Origin of the sequence: Telmatobacter sp. DSM 110680 (genome assembly GCF_039994875.1) — a bacterium.
GTDB lineage: Bacteria > Acidobacteriota > Terriglobia > Terriglobales > Acidobacteriaceae > Telmatobacter.
The window spans coordinates 1,766,787-1,783,018 of the sequence record NZ_CP121196.1 but is presented as its reverse complement, the minus strand read 5'-3'; the positions used below and the strand labels follow the sequence as shown (position 1 = coordinate 1,783,018).

Below are 16,232 nucleotides of genomic sequence, written 5' to 3'. Positions count from 1 at the left end.
CGTTCTGTCACTTTCTAGAGCACGACTTTGTTGAGCGGATACTCGACGATGCCAGTGGCGCGGGCAGTCTTGAGCTTTGGGATGACGTCACGGGCAATCCGCTCTTCCACAATCGTGTTGACGGCGACCCATTCGGAGTTGCTGAGTTGTGAGATCGTAGGGGAGTTGAGCGCCGGCAGCACTGCCAGTACAGCTTCAAGATCGGCACGTTTTACATTGAGCATCAACCCAACCTGAGACTGCGCGTCAATGGCACCGCGGAGCATCACGGCGAGCTGGTCGATTTTCTTGCGCTTCCATGTATCGGCAAGCGCTGCCTTGCCGGCGATCAGATGGGTTTCGCTTTCCATCACGGTATCGATGATTTTCAGATGGTTGGCCTTGAGCGAGCTGCCAGTCTCGGTTACTTCAACAATCGCATCGGCCAATGTGGGAGGCTTGACTTCGGTGGCGCCCCAACTGAATTCCACTTTTACGTTCACGCCCTTGTCGGCGAAATACTTCTTGGTCACTTCTACAAGCTCAGTGGCAATAATCTTGCCTTCTAGATCTTCTGCGCGCTGAAATCCGCTCGCTTCAGGAACGGCCAGCACCCAGCGCACCTTGCGGCGGCTTTGCTTGGCGTAGATCAGGGTGGTGACGCTGGTGACATCGAGACCGCTCTCAACTACCCAGTCGATTCCGGTGAGTCCTGCATCGAGTACGCCATGCTCGACATAGCGCGCCATCTCCTGCGCGCGAATCAGCATGCATTCGATCTCCGCATCGTCAATGGAGGGGAAATAGGAGCGACCATCGGCGTAGATGTTCCAGCCGGCGCGCTTGAACAGCGCGATCGTTGAATCTTGAAGACTGCCTTTCGGAAGGCCGAGACGAAGTTTGTTAGCCACGGGCCACCTCCGCGGAGAATCCCAACAGCTTGGTAAAGCAGCTGACAGTGCCTTCGTGGCAAACCAGCCCATCGCCTTCGACCACAACCTTGAACAGCAGCGCGTCGTTGTCGCAGTCAGTCGCAGCTGAGACGACGCGCAGCCGATTGCCGCTACTTTCGCCCTTCATCCACAGCTTCTGGCGCGTGCGGCTCCAGAAAGTGACGAATCCGGTTTCGATTGTTTTGGCGTAGCTTTCGGGGTTTAGAAAACCCAGCATCAATACCTCGCCGGTTTGTGAGTCCTGTACGATGCCGGCCACCAGGCCATCCATCTTCTCAAAGTCAATTGTTGGTTGTGTGCTCATTGTCTTCCTGAAACTGATTGGATTTTGCACCAAATGAAAAAGCCCACCGGCTCTTATGCCGGCGGGCTTTGGGTTCTTCTGATCTCTCTGGCCGTCTAGTTCAGGCCATGACAGTCCGCCGGCATGGTTGTCCCATGATGGTGGTGATGACCGTGATGGCGGCTGCTCTGCATCTATTTAGAAAGTAAGGCATACATGATGCTATGTCAACTGAAGCGGTCAAAACGCTGAAGGTCGTCAGGCGTTTTGGCCGCTCGAGATTGTTGCTGATGCGGGCTGATTGGCGGGATCACGCAACATTTCAAGGAGCTTTTGATAGAGCCGGTTGCGCACCTCAAAGCGCTCTGAAGCCCGGGTTACATAGCGAACCAGCACCTCGATTCCGGACGCCGAGGGGCGCAGATTCTCGACAGCGCTACCGCTGAAGCGGCTGAGACTGCTGCCGTGCGCGCCGCGCTTCCACTCCTGCTCGGCAAGGCTCGCGTTCTTTTCCGTCTCCGCCACCACGACCTTTTGAATCCGGTCAAGCAGTTCGTGCATATTCTCCGTGGCTGGAAGGCTGAGACTAATTTCGTCCCACATCCATTGGCCGCTCGTGGAGAAGTTGAAGTATTGCCCGCGGATAGCGAACCCATTCATAAAAGTGATCCTCCGTCCAGTCGGCAGCCCGCGGTCCGCAAGCGTCCCGGTCTCGAGCAGTGTGGTGCTGAACAGTTTGACATCGATCACTTCGCCGCCCACGCCGTTGATCTCGACCCAGTCGCCCACGTGGATGCCGTTTTTACCTATAAGTACGAACCAGCCGAGGAAAGCAATGATGAAGTCCTGCAATGCGATGGTGAGCGCTGCGGTGGTGAGTCCTAGAATTGTTGGCGTCTCGCGTGGAGTTCCGAAAATCACGAGCAATATGAGAATGACTCCGACAACCTGGATGGAGAGTTCCAGGATGCTGCGCAGCGTTTGCGAACGCCGCTGATCGAGCAATCGGGTCGACATGATTCGGCGGACGAGTGCATCGCACGCCACCATGCAGATGCCGATGAAAGCAATGAGAGCAAGCGACTGCAAAATGAGATGCAGCACAATGCGGTGCTGCAAGAGCACTTGTGCAGACCATTTGCTGTAGACGGTCGCAAGCTGCTGATCGGTCTGGATGCGATCGTCGGTAATGCTAAGGATCTGCCGTTGCGCCGTTCTGTCCTTGAGTCCTTGAAGTCTTTGATCGAGATCGTCTGTCTTGGCGGCCGCCGTGGCGTTGGCTCTGGCTTCAAGTGCATTGTGCTGCGCGGTGAGATTCGCGATGTCTGAGCGCGTCTGATTGAGCGCTTGCTGCAGCGAGGCGTATCGACTTCGCTGCCGAAACCATGCACTGACTCTTCCGGCCATGGTCAAGTAGCGCCGTGATGAGATAGCCGCAACCTGACCGCCTTCATGTACCTGCTTGTCATAGTCGCGCATCGTGGCTTCGTGGGCGTTCAACTCCGCCTGTATTTGCGAAGTCTGGTCTCCTGAGGCGCGATTCAGATCCTGCTGGGCGTCTGCAAGCTCATCCGTATCCAGGCCTAGTTGCGCCTTCGCTACCTCGAGATCACCTTCGTCGTATTCAGAAGGCTTGCCGTTTTTGGGCGGCGACTTCAACTGTTCCGTAATGGTCTGTACTTCGTCCCGATCCTGGGCAATCAACTGCTGAAGTTGCGCTACCCTCTTGGAGAGTTCGAGAGCATCGCCGGTGAGAATAAGGTGCTGCGAATCAATCGTGGCCTGGCGCAGCGCCGCAGCAAATGCCTGGTCCACCTCGTGGTCCGCAAGCCGTTCGGCCTCCTGTGCGTGCTCCTTTTCTTCCGCGCTCACGGCGAGAGGAGCGAGAGCCTGGGCGGTTTGCCAGGGACTCACATCGACAATGGTTTTCTTGCTCCCGGTCGCAAGGTTTGCATTGTTCTTGGGACTGAGAAACGAGAGATTCCCCATCGCATCGCGCGTGGTCCAGGTAAAGATAAGACAGACGGCCAGAAGAGCAAAGAGCACTAGGAGAATGACTAGACGCGTATTGCCGAGAACGCGACTGCGAAGCATCTGTTTGGTAGAGGAAGCAATCGGGGGTGTTGCCATGCCTCTATTTTTGCAGGAAACAGGGGGCTGAGTCTCGCTGTTTTCCGACTGATTCGAACCAAAGGTTTACGGCTTCTCCAGCAGGGCAGACAATGGACCAGTGAGAACAAATACCCTCTTGGCACTCCTGGCTATAGCCATGATTTCCGTTCTAATGACCGGACGCGTGGGGCTTGCGTGGAGGCTTGATGATCAGGCCACGCGGCCAGCATCGGGCGCACAAAGCGCACCAGCGCCGGACGCGCGGATCGATATCAACACCGCGAGCCTCGAAGAACTAATGAAGGCGCCGGGGATGACTCCAACCTGGGCGGCGCGCATCATTCGCTATCGGCCATATCGCGCCAAGAACGACCTTCTCGACAAGGGCATTGTGTCGAACCAGATCTACGACCGCATCAAGGATTACATCATTGCGCATCGCAACCGTTAGTCGGCGCTAGACAAGTCCCTCCGCAGTGCTTCCTTCGTGAGCATCACCGCGCCGCAGCAGGCGGCTGAGCAGCACGTAGAGCACAGGGATGAACACCAGATTCAGCACGGTGGAGAGCAGCATACCGCCAACGATCGTGGTTCCCACGGAACGGCGGCCGAGAGCACCCGCACCCGTAGCGAATACCAGCGGGAGAACGCCGAGGATGAACGCAAACGACGTCATCAGGATCGGCCGTAATCGCAACTCAGCGGCTTCGATCGCGGCTTCTGCAATGGACCGTCCTTTGCGCCGCAGTTGCTCTGCGAATTCGACGATCAGAATCGCATTTTTGGCGGACAGGCCAATCAGCATTACCAACCCGATCTGGCAGTAGACATCATTTGAAAGGCCGCGCAGAGCAACCAATCCCAAGGCACCTAAAACCGCCATGGGCACAGCCAGCAGGATGATAAAAGGCAGCGCGAAGCTCTCGTACTGCGCCGAGAGGGTGAGATACACAACCAAAATTCCCAGGCCGAAGATGAGCAACGCGCGTCCGCTCGACTCGATTTCATCCAGCGTCAAGCCTGTCCATTCGTAACGCATACCTGGCATGATGTTCTGTTTTGCCAGATCTTCCATTCCGGTGATGCCCTGCCCCGAACTGTATCCCGGCGCTGGCGAACCGTCGATCTCCACGGCGCGGAACAAGTTGTAATGACTAATGACTGGAGGACCCGAACTCTCAGAAACCGTAGCCAGGTTATCGAGTGGAATCATCTGCCCGGGATCGGACCGAACGTAGTAATTGTGCAAATCTTTCGCGGTCATGCGATAGGGCTGATCGGCCTGCGCATAGACGCGATAGGTTCGATTGTTGAAATCGAAATCGTTGACATACTGCGAACCCATGAAGACGCCCAGTGCGGTGGTGATCTGCGAAAGCGGAACGTTCATGGCCTTGGCTTTTTCGCGATCGATGGTCACGAGAACCTGCGGGTCGTTCGCAGAGAATGTCGTGATAAGGCCGGTGATATCTTTGCGCGCACGACCTGCGCCGACAATCTGGTGAGCCACGCGGTCTAGATCGGAGATCGTATTCACGCCAGTATCCTGCAGCATGAATTGGAAACCGCCGTAGCTGCCAACGCCTTGCACGGCTGGGGGCTGAATGACGGCCACCAATCCGCCGTTTGGCTGGAACATTAACGAACTGAGCTTGGGCGAGAGGTCGGCAACGATGTCTCCAGCGGAATGGCCTTTGCCGCGGCGATCTTTTGCGGGCTTTGTGCTGATGAACATCAGGCCGGCATTGGACGCGTTGCCTGAAAAACTGAAACCCATGATGGAGAAGGCACCGGCAATATCCTTGTTCGAATAGATGATGGCTTGGGCGCGATCAGCCAGAGCAGAGGTGTACGCCAGCGAAGACCCCGGGGGCGCCTGAACAATTCCGATGAGAAAGCTCTGGTCTTCCTGCGGTATGAACCCTGTGGGAACCTTGCCGTAAATCCAGACAGTGGCCCCGAGCCCCGCAAAGAAGAGCAGCAGCAGGACAAAGCGCAGCTGCAAAGCTACGTGGATGATCTTTGCATAAGTCGTGGACAGCCATGTTACGAAACGATCGGCACCATGAATGAAGGCGGCAAAGGCGCGCGAAAGTGGCCGAATGTGCAGAAAGTCGAGTTGCTGCGGCCGCGCCTCCTCTCCGCGCAGAAACATCGCCGAGAGTGCTGGTGAAAGCGTCAGCGCGTTGAATGCCGAGATTGCGATCGAGAACGCGATGGTCAGCGAGAACTGCCTGTACAGAATGCCCGTAGTTCCCGGAAAAAACGAAACCGGCACGAACACCGCGATCAAAACGAGCGAAGTGGCAATGACCGCGCTGGTGACTTCGCTCATGGCGCGCGACGTGGCTTCGTGCGGATTGGAGTGCTCCATGGCGATGTGGCGCTGCACGTTTTCAATCACTACGATGGCGTCGTCCACCACCAGTCCCGTTGCCAGGGTGATTCCGAAGAGCGTGAGCGAATTAATGGAAAAGTCGAAGATGCGAATGAAGGCAAACGTTCCGATAAGCGAAACCGGGATTGTTACTGCGGGAATGATGGTTGCTCGCCAGTCGAGCAGGAAGAGGAAGATGACGAGAATCACGATGCCGATGGCTTCGGCGAGCGTGACCAGCACTTCGCGGATCGACTCGCCAACCACGGTGGTCGAATCGAAGGCGACGGCATATTCAAGTCCGGGAGGAAAGCTCTTTGACAACTCCTTCAGGGCTGCCTTTGCCTTGCTGTCTACATCGAGCGCATTGGCGTTGGAGAGCTGGATGACACCGACACCCTGTGCCGAGAGGCCGTTGTACTCAAGAGAAGAACTGTAATCTTCCGCGCCAACCTCGGACCGGCCGACGTTCTTAAGCAAAATAAGCCCGTTCGGATTGCTCTTCAAGATGATGTTGTTGAACTGCTCAGGACTTGAAAGGCGGCCCACGACGCGGACTGGGATTTGAAATGCCTGCTTGTCGTTGGAAGGCTGTTGCCCTAATTGACCGGCAGGAATTTCGACGTTCTGCTCCTGCAGTGCGTTGATCACGTCGGTGGCAGTCAATCCGTTGGCTGCGAGCTTCAGCGGATCGATCCATACGCGCATGGCATACTTACGTTCGCCGAAGATGTTCACGTCGCCGACGCCGGGCACGCGCTTCAGGGCGTCCTTGACGTACACGTCGAGGTAATTCGAAATAAACTCGTGGGAGTACCGGCCGTCGCGCGTAAAGAATCCAGCGCCAAACACAAAGTTGGTATTGGCTTTGCTGATGGAGATGCCGGTCGCGTTGACGGCAGCCGGCAAACGTCCGGTAACGCTGGCGACGCGGTTTTGTACATCGACAGCCGCGATATCCAGGTTGTAGCCAGTTTGAAATGTCGCGGTGATCTGGCTGGTTCCGTTATTCGTGCTGGAGGAGCGGATGTAGCGCATGCCCTCCACGCCGTTGATTGATTCTTCCAGAGGGATGGTGACGGCTTTTTCTACAGTGTCAGCATTGGCGCCCACGTAATTGCAGACCACGTTGACTTGTGGCGGCGCGAGCGTGGGATACATCGCAATCGGCAGATTGGGAATGCAGATCGCTCCCGACAGAATAATCATCAGCGCGGTAACCGTCGCAAACACTGGTCGATGAATAAAGAAATCAACAAACAAGATGAGCCCTCTTTCGTTGTTCCCGGCGAGCGCACCATGGCGCTACGTCTACAAGCGGACGTTATGCACCGGGAAGAGGAGACACCGGCATTCCGTTTACGAGGAACTGGGTGCTCGATATCACCACCTGGTCGCCAGCTTTGAGACCGGAGGTGATGGAATAGGAATTCTCGACCGTGTCGCCGAGCGTCACAGGTGTTTCCGCAGCAGTGAACTGGCCGTTAGGTTGCTTCTGCAGGACATATACAAATGGCTGTCCTCCCTGCCGCGTCACCGCCAGGACTGGAACGACCACCATTGGCTTGGTGCTCCAGATGATGCGTGCCTTGATCAGCTGGGCATTGCGCATAATCTCCGGCGTTGGGTGCAAGGGGGCCTTTGCCAAGATGCCTTGCAGGGTGGGGTCAACCTGGGGAGACAGAAAATCAATCTTCGTCTTCTCGAGAAGCTTGCCGCTGGTGTCAGAGAGTTCCACGGCTAACCCAACCCGCGCCTCGCTTGAGCGCTCTGTCGGAATGTAGATGTATGCCTCCAGGTCCCCGGCTTGATCGACCGTGGTAAGCGCGGAGGCGGTGGTACCCATCGACGGAGAGACGTAGTCGCCCACATGCACCGGGATATCGCCTACCACGCCGTCAAAGGGCGCGCGTAATGTGAAGTACCCCAGTTGTTGTTCCTGCATGTCGCGTGTTCCACGGGAGGCCTCGTAGTCAGCCTTGGCGTTGTCGAAGGCCTGTTGAGCCTGGTCCATCGCGTCACGGCTGGTTACACCTGCGGCAAATAGCTTCTTTTGGCGATCGAGTTCGATTGTGTTGTAGTCCAGGAGCGCCTTCTTCTGTCGCTCGGTGGCTCCCTGCGCCGCAACCGTCGCCTGCTGCTGGCGGGGATCGATCTCCATGAGCGCCTGGCCAGCTTTGACGTGCTCGCCGCTGTGCACCAGGATTTTGGTGAGAATACCGTTTACCTGCGGCAGAATTGTTGCCGACCGTCTCGATTTGATGGTTGCCATGTATTCGCTGCTCTGCGCCACTGGCTGCAGAGATACAGCGACCGTCTTCACCGGCATGGCCTGCATGCCAGCCGCCGCTTGCGGAGCCTTCTGCGTTCCCTGTTGGCAGCCGACTACAACCAGACCCGAGAGCAATGCAATACCAAAAATAAGAATGCGTCTCAAAACTAAACCTCTTACTGGATTCCCCGCCCTCTATCGGGCCGATGGATGAACGAAATTCATGTTACAACCCGGGCGTAGCCGGACCTTGTGATTAGGAACAGAGTTCTCTGCCCTGTGTTGTTAGAAAACTGCCCGTTTGCCTTGGGTGGTAGATGCTTGAAATCAATCGATTGTCGCAAATTTTTGCAGCCAGAGCATTTACCTTGTTGCCACCCGGTCTGCCGGTGACGTCAGGCGCTCTCCCCCTGCAACCTGAATGGGTTGAAATCTGTCTGGTTGTCGAATGCGTCTGCGGACTCTCTGCGCTTGAGCCATCCCACCACGAGATAGGTTACCGGAGTGGCCATCACTTCGACCGCAACCTTGATCAGATAGGCAGAAACAATCATGCGCACGAGCATTCCGGGCGGTTGGGTGCCTGCGAAGGCGATGACGATCAGCACGGTTGTATCGACAGCCTGGCCGGTCAGCGTTGAGCCCACCGTCCGCGTCCATAGCCAGCGGCCACCGGTGAGCAACTTCAATTTCGCGAGGGTAAAGCTATTGGTGAATTCGCCGCACCAGTACGCCACCAGGCTCGCCAAAGCAAAGCGAGGCACAACGCTGAAAACATTGGCGAAAGCTTCCTGCCCGTGCCACTCCGGAGCGGGAGGGAGACTGACCGCTACCTGCCCCATGGCAATCAAGAGCGCCATCGCAAAGAATCCCAGCCAGATGGCGCGCCGCGACGATCCGTACCCATAGACCTCGGTGAAAACATCGCCGCAGATGTAGGTCAGCGGAAACAGAAACTCGGCGGCACTGGGGCGTAGCGGGCCGATGCGGCATATCTTTGGACCAACAAGGTTTGAAATCAGCAGTACCACCACGAATCCGATGGTCATCAGGTCGAGATAGCGATAGCGCCGGTTCACAGTTCGAGATTAAATGAGCGAGCCGAACACGCTGACTTCCCGCCTACCTTGCCTTCCCGGCATATGCTGAACCGCTGAGTTCATTCCTCACCGCGATTGGCCCTGCCGTTGGGCGGGGATTGATTTTCCGAGGGCTCAGGACGAAATGCGGCGGCGACTCCGTTGTATGGACGACAACTTTGAATCGCGGAGAGATTCTCATCGCTGAAGCACCCCAACCGCGAGTTCGGCCTCGGCGCCATGTGCAACCGTGCTGTTTCGGTTTCGCGAAGTGCAAGGCGGGGCGTCGCGTGTTTTGACAGGGTTGAGTGGGGTTGGTACCCTTCATAAGGGCGCTTTCCGGCCAATCTGGTCGCCTTTCTGCCCTTTTTCAGTAGCGTCCCCGTCGTCTAGCCCGGCCTAGGACACCGCCCTTTCACGGCGATAACACGGGTTCAAATCCCGTCGGGGACGCCAATAAAATCAATTAGATACAGACCGTCGAGTTCCGCAATGGTACATCTGTAGGGTAATTTTAGGGCAATGCCGTTGTGAATATGCCGGTCACTCCCAACCTAGACTCAGAGAACTTGCTTTTTCTCTGTGCCACAGCTCAGCACTAAGCCATAGGTTCCCTCCACAGAATGATGCGGTCATTAGCCTTCAGCATGGCGCGCAGATAACAGCTCCTCGCAGCCTGAATCCCTCATGACTTGTGGGAAGAGGAACAGGGACGCTGTTCCATGACGAGGAGCTAGAGAGTCAACAGCGCAGAGCACAAACAGCTAATCCGCTCGTGGTGCTTTCGCTCGTGGAGACGTAGAAGTAGCCATGCCCGATTTTTCAGCTTTTTTCGTTGCGCTCGGGACACGTGTGCGCAAACTGCGGAAGAAAAGAGGCTTGAGCCAAGAAGACATGATTCCTCTTGGATTCTCCGCAAGACATTGGCAACAAATCGAAGCTGGACGGCCTATCACCATGACCACCTTATTGAAGGTGTGCCATGCCCTTGAAGTTCCCTTGTCGGAGATGCTTGCTGGATTTGATCGTCTGTTACCGAAGAACGATAAGGACTCCGAATGAGTCGATTAGAGCTAGGAGGCATTGACCTCTCTCATTCGAGGCTAACGGAATTAGCGAAGCTGGCTGATCAAGCCAAACCTTTTTATGACTGGGTCACAGGCCAGTTTCAAAAGCTGCGCCAGAGCAAAAAAAACCTTACGGAATTGCTGTTGGAGAGCACGGAGGAAGAGATTCTGCAAGGCATCAGCCTTTGCTACGATTCGACAGACACGAACATTCCTCTCTTGACCGACGGCGTTGGAAGAAGCTATCAGCACTCAAAAGCTTGCTACTATTTTTTTGCTTGGATTATTCGGGATGCCCCGCAACAACGACTCGCACCGCTAATCACTCGCATTGTGAGTTCAACTCGTGTTGCATCCAAGAAGATGCAGCAAATAGTGTTAGCGAAACTGATCTTCCGCTATCGGGCAAACGTTGGGACATTCGAATGGGATGCCGTCCGAGAGATCATCATTGACCGACTCGAAGGATCACGTCGAAGTATCAAAGGACACGAAAAAGAAACCATCAGCCGCACGGCCCTCGTCGCAGCATTCCAAGCATATTTCAAAAAGCACGGCAACTATGGAAGGTTTTCATCAGTCGAGATTCCTGAGAGTCAAGTGAATATTGCACAGGAGACGTTTGACGTGAGCGCACGTCTACTCGACAATCAAGGAAAGTGCGTTGCTCGTGTTCTTATGCCAATCAAGACTCGCGAGACAGAGGGAGGCGGACACGCTCATCTGTTTACACGAGACTTAATGCAAGCCTTGAATGCCATTCGTGCAGAGGACGGCTTAGACTACCTTGTAACGGTCATCGTGGCGAGAAATTGGTCAGTGCGTGAAGCTGAGAGTATCAAGGCATACGTGGATCACGCTGTTCTCTTCGATTTGAGTCCGAATGAGTTTACGGAATTTGGCGAAGTTGCGCAGACTGGCCTCAACGAGTTTATTGAGACGTTGCTTTCTGGTGACTTGAAGCCCAAGAAGCTTGAATTGCCGAGCATAAACGGCCTTGAGGAGACATGAAATCAGTTGGCGAATGGCACGATAGGATCATAGTTGGAGATAGCAAGCGCCTTGCAACTGAGGTTCCGAGTGGCATCGTAAAGACCATCATTACGAGTCCGCCGTACTTCGGCCACCGAGACTATGCAGGTGTTAGCGAAATCGCCTGTGATGAGTTGGGCAAAGAATCCGATCATGTGCAGTATGTAAAGCGTTTGGTGCAGGTGTTTGCTGACTTAAAAGACGCTTTGGCCGCCGATGGAACGCTTTGGCTGAATCTTGGAGATACCTACCGTCAAGGCCAAATGCTGGGAATCCCGTGGCGAGTTGCCCTTGGGCTTCAGGATTCCGGTTGGCTTCTACGAAGCGAAATCATTTGGGAGAAGCCAAACGCTATGCCCTCGTCAGTAAAAGACAGGCCAACCACTTCACATGAGCATCTCTTCTTGCTGGCCAAGTCATCGGCCTATTTCTACGATGCAGATGCAATCCGGGAGCCACACGTCACCTTTTCTCCTAACTCCAAGATGAAGGGGGGCCGCGCTCACCTCGGGAAGCGAAATGGAACGCCGGAAGCTGGTAAAAACAAGGGCAACCAAAACCTTCACGACGGACGTTGGGATCAATACTTCCATCCTCTCGGAAGGAACAAGAGAACGGTCTGGAGTATACCTCTCGGAAAATTCCGAGGTGCGCATTTCGCCGTCTTTCCTGAGCAACTCGTTGAGAACTGCATTCTCGCGGGATCGTCTCCGAACGATGTTGTCTTGGACCCCTTCATGGGATCAGGCACAACCGCGATTGTTGCGCAGCGTCTCAATCGCAGGTATCTCGGTTTCGAGTTGGTCCCTGAATACGCCGCCCTAGCAGAAAGCAGACTTAGGCATTTGCAGTCCGCTCCCCTGTTCCAACCGAAGCGACCCGAAAAACCAGAAAGCATTTCAGTGGCACCTGATCAGTCGGCAGAGACGGCTCCATCGAATCTTCTGTTCTGAGACGCGCCGCCACCTCGCAAGAAAGATTCATGAAGAAAAAACAACCTCAATGCGCCATTTGCAATAATTCCCTACCTGCCCCTTTGTGCCAGTACGTTCACGCGATTTGCGTGGACTGTCGATCTCGTGCGGTGACAAGCAGTGGCCAGAAGCCAAGCCATAAGTCTTCCAAGTCTGACGAGTCTGTACCAGTTTATGTTGACGGCAGGAAGTGCTGGCGGCATTGGCGCTTTGCTACTTTTGTGGTCATGTTAGATGTGTACGACAGCGATTCACGTGGCCAGTTTTACGTGCGAGTGGAACTAGCGTCACAGGGTTTCATTTGAGAGTTTGCTTACACTTTCCTTTGCTGATGTGTCTGCCTTCAGATATTGGTAGAGGGTTTCCCGCGAAATTCCAAACTCCCTCGCTAGAGCAGCCTTGGAGATGTTTCCAGCCGATGCACGATTGTTCAGCTCCCGCACTTTGGCTGCACTTAGCTTGAATTTTCCACCTTTGTATTTGCCTTCAGCCTTCGCAAGCGCAATTCCTTCCCGCTGCCTTTCCAGAATTAGCTCCCGCTCAAATTCAGCAACCGCCCCCATGATGTTCAGCATCAGCTTGGCCGTGCTGTTCGGCTCCCCGGTGAACTCCAGATGCTCTTTCAGGAATCGGACGACTATTCCACGGTCGGTTAATTCATCTACAAGGTTGCGTAGATCGCGCAGATTCCGCGCCAGACGGTCCATGCTGTAAACCACGACGGTATCTCCCTTGCGGACGTGGCGACGCAGCCTGTCTAGCTCAGGACGCTCAAGGGACTTCCCGCTGATGTGATCCTCATACACATCATCCAAGTGCTCGTCCTTCATTTGCTCCCGCTGTCTCCCGGTGTTCTGCTCCAGAGTGGAAACTCTGACGTATCCAATTACCTGACCGCTCATTTGGAAGCCCCCAAGTGTCAGATTGAAGTCTAAGACGTTTCCGCGAAACTGTCAAGTAGTCAATTTTATAATGTATATTTGACAGTTTTGCAGACTTTGCCTGACGCTCTGTCAGGCTATGCCCTGTTTAGACAGTCGCTTACAGGCTTATCCAGTTCCGGGAAGGTCGGAATGCGATCATTTGAACGACTCAGCGGCCCGGACTAGTGGACAAAACAGGCCCCAAATCCGCCCATCGGTAACGCTCTTAAAAACTCCAAAAATGGTCAACAGGAACGCTGGTAACTATCTTTTCTTTCATACATTTACTTGACTTTTTGGTGCGGAAATCGTACACTGTATTTGTAGTTAGAAAGGGAGGGTTCGTGGGCATATCTGAACGGCCGAAATTCAATCCAGTGAATTGATATAGCTGAATTACAAGTTCTGTTCCCTCCAGCAATGCCCCTACCCCCCGAACTAAATACACCTGACGAGAAATCGTATAGCTGGCCCTCGAATCCAGCGAAGTCAATCGCTCCTGTCTGGGCTGATCTCCCTGATCAGCCCACGACGGTCCAAGCGATCTGACAGGCACAAGGAGCGATATATGACACATTCACTGGACGCTTCACGTCCAAACGACACAATCACTCTCTTAAAAAGAGCCGCACGAATGTTTGAAGCGACGCCCTCCGATACCGGGGTTGGCGTTGCGATGCTCGACGAGCGGGAGCAGTGATCGTGCTGCTATCCACACACACCCTACTTCAAGGCAAGCTGCCTGACCCTGACGAGCGCAAGGCACTGATGAGCAGGACGAAATACGGCTGGACCACTATCGACATGTCATGGCCTGAAACGTTCGAGTGGATAACCGTCGGCGGATATGCCACGAGTTCGGCTCTGACAAGCGACTATCGCAATTCATCAGAGTTCAAAAGCCGTCAATTGTTCATGGTCGATATTGACAGCGGAATGACGATCTCTGAACTGTTCGATGATGCTTTCTATGATGCATTTGGTGCTGGATTTTATGTGACTCCATCGCACACTGACGACGATCCGCGATTCCGAATCATGTTTCGAAGTGAGCAACCAGTAGAAAAGCATGATGAGTGCTGCCAGGTCATGCGCAGCTTGCTGCACATCTATGACACGGCAGATAAACAGTGCAAGGACGCCTCGCGATTGTATTTCGGTACTGTGGATTGCCGGATCAAAGAGAGCAGAGACAACATTCTGACGAATGATGTAATTCAGTTGCTCATTGACGCAGACAAAGAACGCGAAGCAGAACTGTCATTGGTTGTTGACTTGCCGAACTGGAAGCGAACGTTGTCCGGCACAGGCAATATGCAAACGTTTGATGGGCTTCGATGCATTAGGGACCATTTGAAGCAAATGACGACCGGGCAGAGAAATGAGCATTTCTGCAAAATATGGGGGATTATCGAGCACTGCACTTTTACGCAAGAACAAGCAAATCTAATTATTGAGCTACACAGGATGGTTGACCCTGACAAAACAAGACAGCGGCAACTGCAAATTAAATTTACAGGGAGATAAAGCGATGAACACTACATTGGAGACGATTGATGAAGCATTTGAAGTTGCACTGGCGGATGTGAAGCAGGAGGAGTTCGACAAACTGAAGGCTTCGATTGCGATTGCGAAGGGGGACGGCACATTCTCGACGCGATACAGAAAGCGATGGAAGGACCATGTGCGAGAGTTCATTGAAACGCCTATTGCGGATGATGTGCTTCGATGGGCAAAGCAGGAATGGAACCTCTCGGATGCGGAGTTACAGCCGGTATACAACAAACTTGATGTCATCACGAAACTCGGCAAGTATCCAGAAGATGCAGACGACTTTGTAAGGCTGTATGTGTGCGCCGAAAGAATCACCGTTCGCCTTGACTCGATTCAGAATCCCGGCCGAAAAGATGGAGCTTGCTCGATGAGCGACTTGATCAATGATCTTTATGCATTCGTACACGACTACTCTCTGAGATACGCCGAAAGACGGATTGAGGTCGCAGCAGAGAAATGGCACAGGGACGAGGTAATCGACTGCCTGAAAGAGATTCTGGCTTCTCTGACATCAGCAGAGGCACAGGACCCAAATTCGGAAATGCACAAAGCAGCAACCGAGCAATGGGCAAAGTTCATTGGCATAATCGATAAAAACCCCGCGACACGAGAGCAGACATTGGCGGTTTTCAAGCATTGGGTTTGGAACATCAAACGAGTCATGAACCCGATGAAGCTCATATCCACGAAAGACCCGATGATGATTGTTCTCACTGGCAGAACAGGAAACGGTAAATCGACGGCAGTCGAGACTTTCCTTTCACCATTGCAACGAGGTGGATACACAAAGACTGAATTTGACAAGCTCGTAGACCCGAACTATTACATGCAGTGCGCAACAATTCCAGTCGCCTTTCTGGATGAGATGGCGAAGCTGGAGAAGGTTGACAAGGAGCGTCTGAAAGGATTCATCACTGATGACTATTCCTCGGCTCGAAAGATGTACACGCAACAGGTGGATAAAAAGAGAAAGATTATTCAGTTGATTGGCGCTTCGAACTGGTCAATGGAAATCATCAATACCGACACAACCTCCGCACGTCGATTTTACGAAGTAGAGACGCCGAACGACATGAAACAGGCTCACCCTGATTGGATGTACAGCATCGACTGGCTTCTGCTGTGGCAGTCTGTTGATGCCAGTGGAGCAGACCCGATGACCAAAAGCATCAGTGAGGCAGTCTCAATGCGCCAGCACAATGAGCAGCGTAAGAAGAACTACGTTGAAGACTGGATTTGGGCAAATAGGGTGAAGAACACGTACACAGGGCAGGAGGCATACGATCTCTGGCTGAAATGGGCTGAGACGAACGACAGGTATTGGTTCACTCACGCAAGCAGTGTTGATTTTGGTCGAAAGCTGAAGGCAATCGATGGAGTAAGAAACAGCAGGAACGGAAAGGGAATTAAATACGTGATTGATGTGGACTTCTCTGTTGTCGATGACGGGACACTGATCTGACGGATGTAGGGTTGTGAGGCAGAATGCAAGAACCATACATGCCTTGAAAGGCCCGTGAATATTGCTGATTTGAAAGAAATGTAGGGGATGTAGGGATGTAGGGTGTCCAAGCAAAACTTTTTCAAAGGGAAAATGAATTTCTTTTTATATATTTTTTATAAATTA

The 16,232-nt window shown here is 53.7% G+C and carries 14 protein-coding genes and 1 tRNA gene; 8 read left to right on the top strand and 7 right to left on the bottom strand.

Annotated features, from left to right (window positions below; all coding sequences use genetic code 11):
* Nucleotides 1-14: 14 nt before the first annotated feature.
* From hisG to P8935_RS07300, 3 genes are all read right to left on the bottom strand, one after another.
* Nucleotides 15-890 (bottom strand): ATP phosphoribosyltransferase, encoded by an 876-nt coding sequence (gene hisG, locus P8935_RS07310; RefSeq protein ID WP_348264333.1) that lies wholly within the window; start codon nt 888-890, stop codon nt 15-17.
* A complete protein-coding gene (hisI, locus tag P8935_RS07305; RefSeq protein WP_348264332.1) occupies nt 883-1,236 on the bottom strand; it encodes a phosphoribosyl-AMP cyclohydrolase in 354 nt (117 codons plus the stop codon). The genes hisG and hisI overlap by 8 nt, the downstream gene beginning before the upstream one ends.
* Nucleotides 1,237-1,473: 237 nt before the next feature.
* On the bottom strand, nt 1,474-3,345 hold the full coding sequence (locus tag P8935_RS07300) for a mechanosensitive ion channel domain-containing protein (RefSeq protein ID WP_348264331.1): 1,872 nt from the start codon (nt 3,343-3,345) through the stop codon (nt 1,474-1,476).
* A 139-nt stretch (nt 3,346-3,484) separates the two neighbouring features.
* Between P8935_RS07300 and P8935_RS07295 the strand changes: the two genes are divergently transcribed.
* Nucleotides 3,485-3,778: a helix-hairpin-helix domain-containing protein gene (locus tag P8935_RS07295; protein WP_348264330.1), complete on the top strand. Its 294-nt coding sequence runs from the start codon at nt 3,485-3,487 to the stop codon at nt 3,776-3,778.
* A gap of 6 nt (nt 3,779-3,784) precedes the next feature.
* Here P8935_RS07295 and P8935_RS07290 read toward each other — a convergent pair whose 3' ends face one another.
* From P8935_RS07290 to P8935_RS07280, 3 genes are all read right to left on the bottom strand, one after another.
* Nucleotides 3,785-6,967, bottom strand: a complete 3,183-nt coding sequence (locus tag P8935_RS07290; protein WP_348264329.1) for an efflux RND transporter permease subunit — start codon at nt 6,965-6,967, stop codon at nt 3,785-3,787.
* A gap of 61 nt (nt 6,968-7,028) precedes the next feature.
* A complete protein-coding gene (locus P8935_RS07285; RefSeq protein ID WP_348264328.1) occupies nt 7,029-8,141 on the bottom strand; it encodes an efflux RND transporter periplasmic adaptor subunit in 1,113 nt (370 codons plus the stop codon).
* A gap of 230 nt (nt 8,142-8,371) precedes the next feature.
* The gene (locus P8935_RS07280) at nt 8,372-9,055 is read right to left on the bottom strand and encodes a queuosine precursor transporter (protein WP_348264327.1); all 684 of its coding nucleotides are present in this window, start codon (nt 9,053-9,055) and stop codon (nt 8,372-8,374) included.
* Between the two features lie 378 nt (nt 9,056-9,433).
* On the opposite strand from P8935_RS07280, the gene P8935_RS07275 reads away from it, so the two are divergent.
* The 4 genes from P8935_RS07275 to P8935_RS07260 all read left to right on the top strand — a co-directional run bounded on the left by P8935_RS07275 (nt 9,434) and on the right by P8935_RS07260 (nt 12,107).
* Nucleotides 9,434-9,511: transfer RNA gene (locus P8935_RS07275), tRNA-Glu, on the top strand.
* A 354-nt stretch (nt 9,512-9,865) separates the two neighbouring features.
* On the top strand, nt 9,866-10,117 hold the full coding sequence (locus tag P8935_RS07270; RefSeq protein ID WP_348264326.1) for a helix-turn-helix transcriptional regulator: 252 nt from the start codon (nt 9,866-9,868) through the stop codon (nt 10,115-10,117).
* Nucleotides 10,114-11,133 (top strand): hypothetical protein, encoded by a 1,020-nt coding sequence (locus P8935_RS07265; protein ID WP_348264325.1) that lies wholly within the window; start codon nt 10,114-10,116, stop codon nt 11,131-11,133. Before P8935_RS07270 ends, P8935_RS07265 begins: the two co-directional genes overlap by 4 nt.
* Nucleotides 11,130-12,107, top strand: coding sequence for a site-specific DNA-methyltransferase (locus P8935_RS07260; protein ID WP_348264324.1), 978 nt, complete (start codon nt 11,130-11,132; stop codon nt 12,105-12,107). The genes P8935_RS07265 and P8935_RS07260 overlap by 4 nt, the downstream gene beginning before the upstream one ends.
* A gap of 308 nt (nt 12,108-12,415) precedes the next feature.
* On the opposite strand, the gene P8935_RS07255 is transcribed toward P8935_RS07260, so the two are convergent.
* Entirely contained in the window at nt 12,416-13,030 is a 615-nt protein-coding gene (locus P8935_RS07255) for a recombinase family protein (RefSeq protein ID WP_348264323.1), read from the bottom strand.
* Nucleotides 13,031-13,619: 589 nt separating this feature from the next.
* On the opposite strand from P8935_RS07255, the gene P8935_RS07250 reads away from it, so the two are divergent.
* From P8935_RS07250 to P8935_RS07240, 3 genes are read left to right on the top strand one after another with little or no spacing between them, the layout of a single operon-like run.
* Nucleotides 13,620-13,751, top strand: a complete 132-nt coding sequence (locus P8935_RS07250; protein WP_348264322.1) for a hypothetical protein — start codon at nt 13,620-13,622, stop codon at nt 13,749-13,751.
* The gene (locus tag P8935_RS07245) at nt 13,748-14,578 is read left to right on the top strand and encodes a hypothetical protein (RefSeq protein WP_348264321.1); all 831 of its coding nucleotides are present in this window, start codon (nt 13,748-13,750) and stop codon (nt 14,576-14,578) included. The genes P8935_RS07250 and P8935_RS07245 overlap by 4 nt, the downstream gene beginning before the upstream one ends.
* Before the next feature lie 4 nt (nt 14,579-14,582).
* A complete protein-coding gene (locus tag P8935_RS07240; protein ID WP_348264320.1) occupies nt 14,583-16,067 on the top strand; it encodes a VapE domain-containing protein in 1,485 nt (494 codons plus the stop codon).
* Nucleotides 16,068-16,232: the final 165 nt, after the last annotated feature.

What these genes read in the sequence shown, in the direction of transcription:
- P8935_RS07250 (WP_348264322.1), top strand. Translation starts at nt 13,620, where the DNA reads ATGACACATTCACTGGACGCTTCACGTCCAAACGACACAATCACTCTC.
- P8935_RS07300 (WP_348264331.1), bottom strand. Translation starts at nt 3,345, where the DNA reads ATGGCAACACCCCCGATTGCTTCCTCTACCAAACAGATGCTTCGCAGT.
- P8935_RS07265 (WP_348264325.1), top strand. Translation starts at nt 10,114, where the DNA reads ATGAGTCGATTAGAGCTAGGAGGCATTGACCTCTCTCATTCGAGGCTA.
- P8935_RS07260 (WP_348264324.1), top strand. Translation starts at nt 11,130, where the DNA reads ATGAAATCAGTTGGCGAATGGCACGATAGGATCATAGTTGGAGATAGC.
- P8935_RS07270 (WP_348264326.1), top strand. Translation starts at nt 9,866, where the DNA reads ATGCCCGATTTTTCAGCTTTTTTCGTTGCGCTCGGGACACGTGTGCGC.
- P8935_RS07255 (WP_348264323.1), bottom strand. Translation starts at nt 13,030, where the DNA reads ATGAGCGGTCAGGTAATTGGATACGTCAGAGTTTCCACTCTGGAGCAG.
- P8935_RS07295 (WP_348264330.1), top strand. Translation starts at nt 3,485, where the DNA reads ATGATTTCCGTTCTAATGACCGGACGCGTGGGGCTTGCGTGGAGGCTT.
- hisI (WP_348264332.1), bottom strand. Translation starts at nt 1,236, where the DNA reads ATGAGCACACAACCAACAATTGACTTTGAGAAGATGGATGGCCTGGTG.
- P8935_RS07240 (WP_348264320.1), top strand. Translation starts at nt 14,583, where the DNA reads ATGAACACTACATTGGAGACGATTGATGAAGCATTTGAAGTTGCACTG.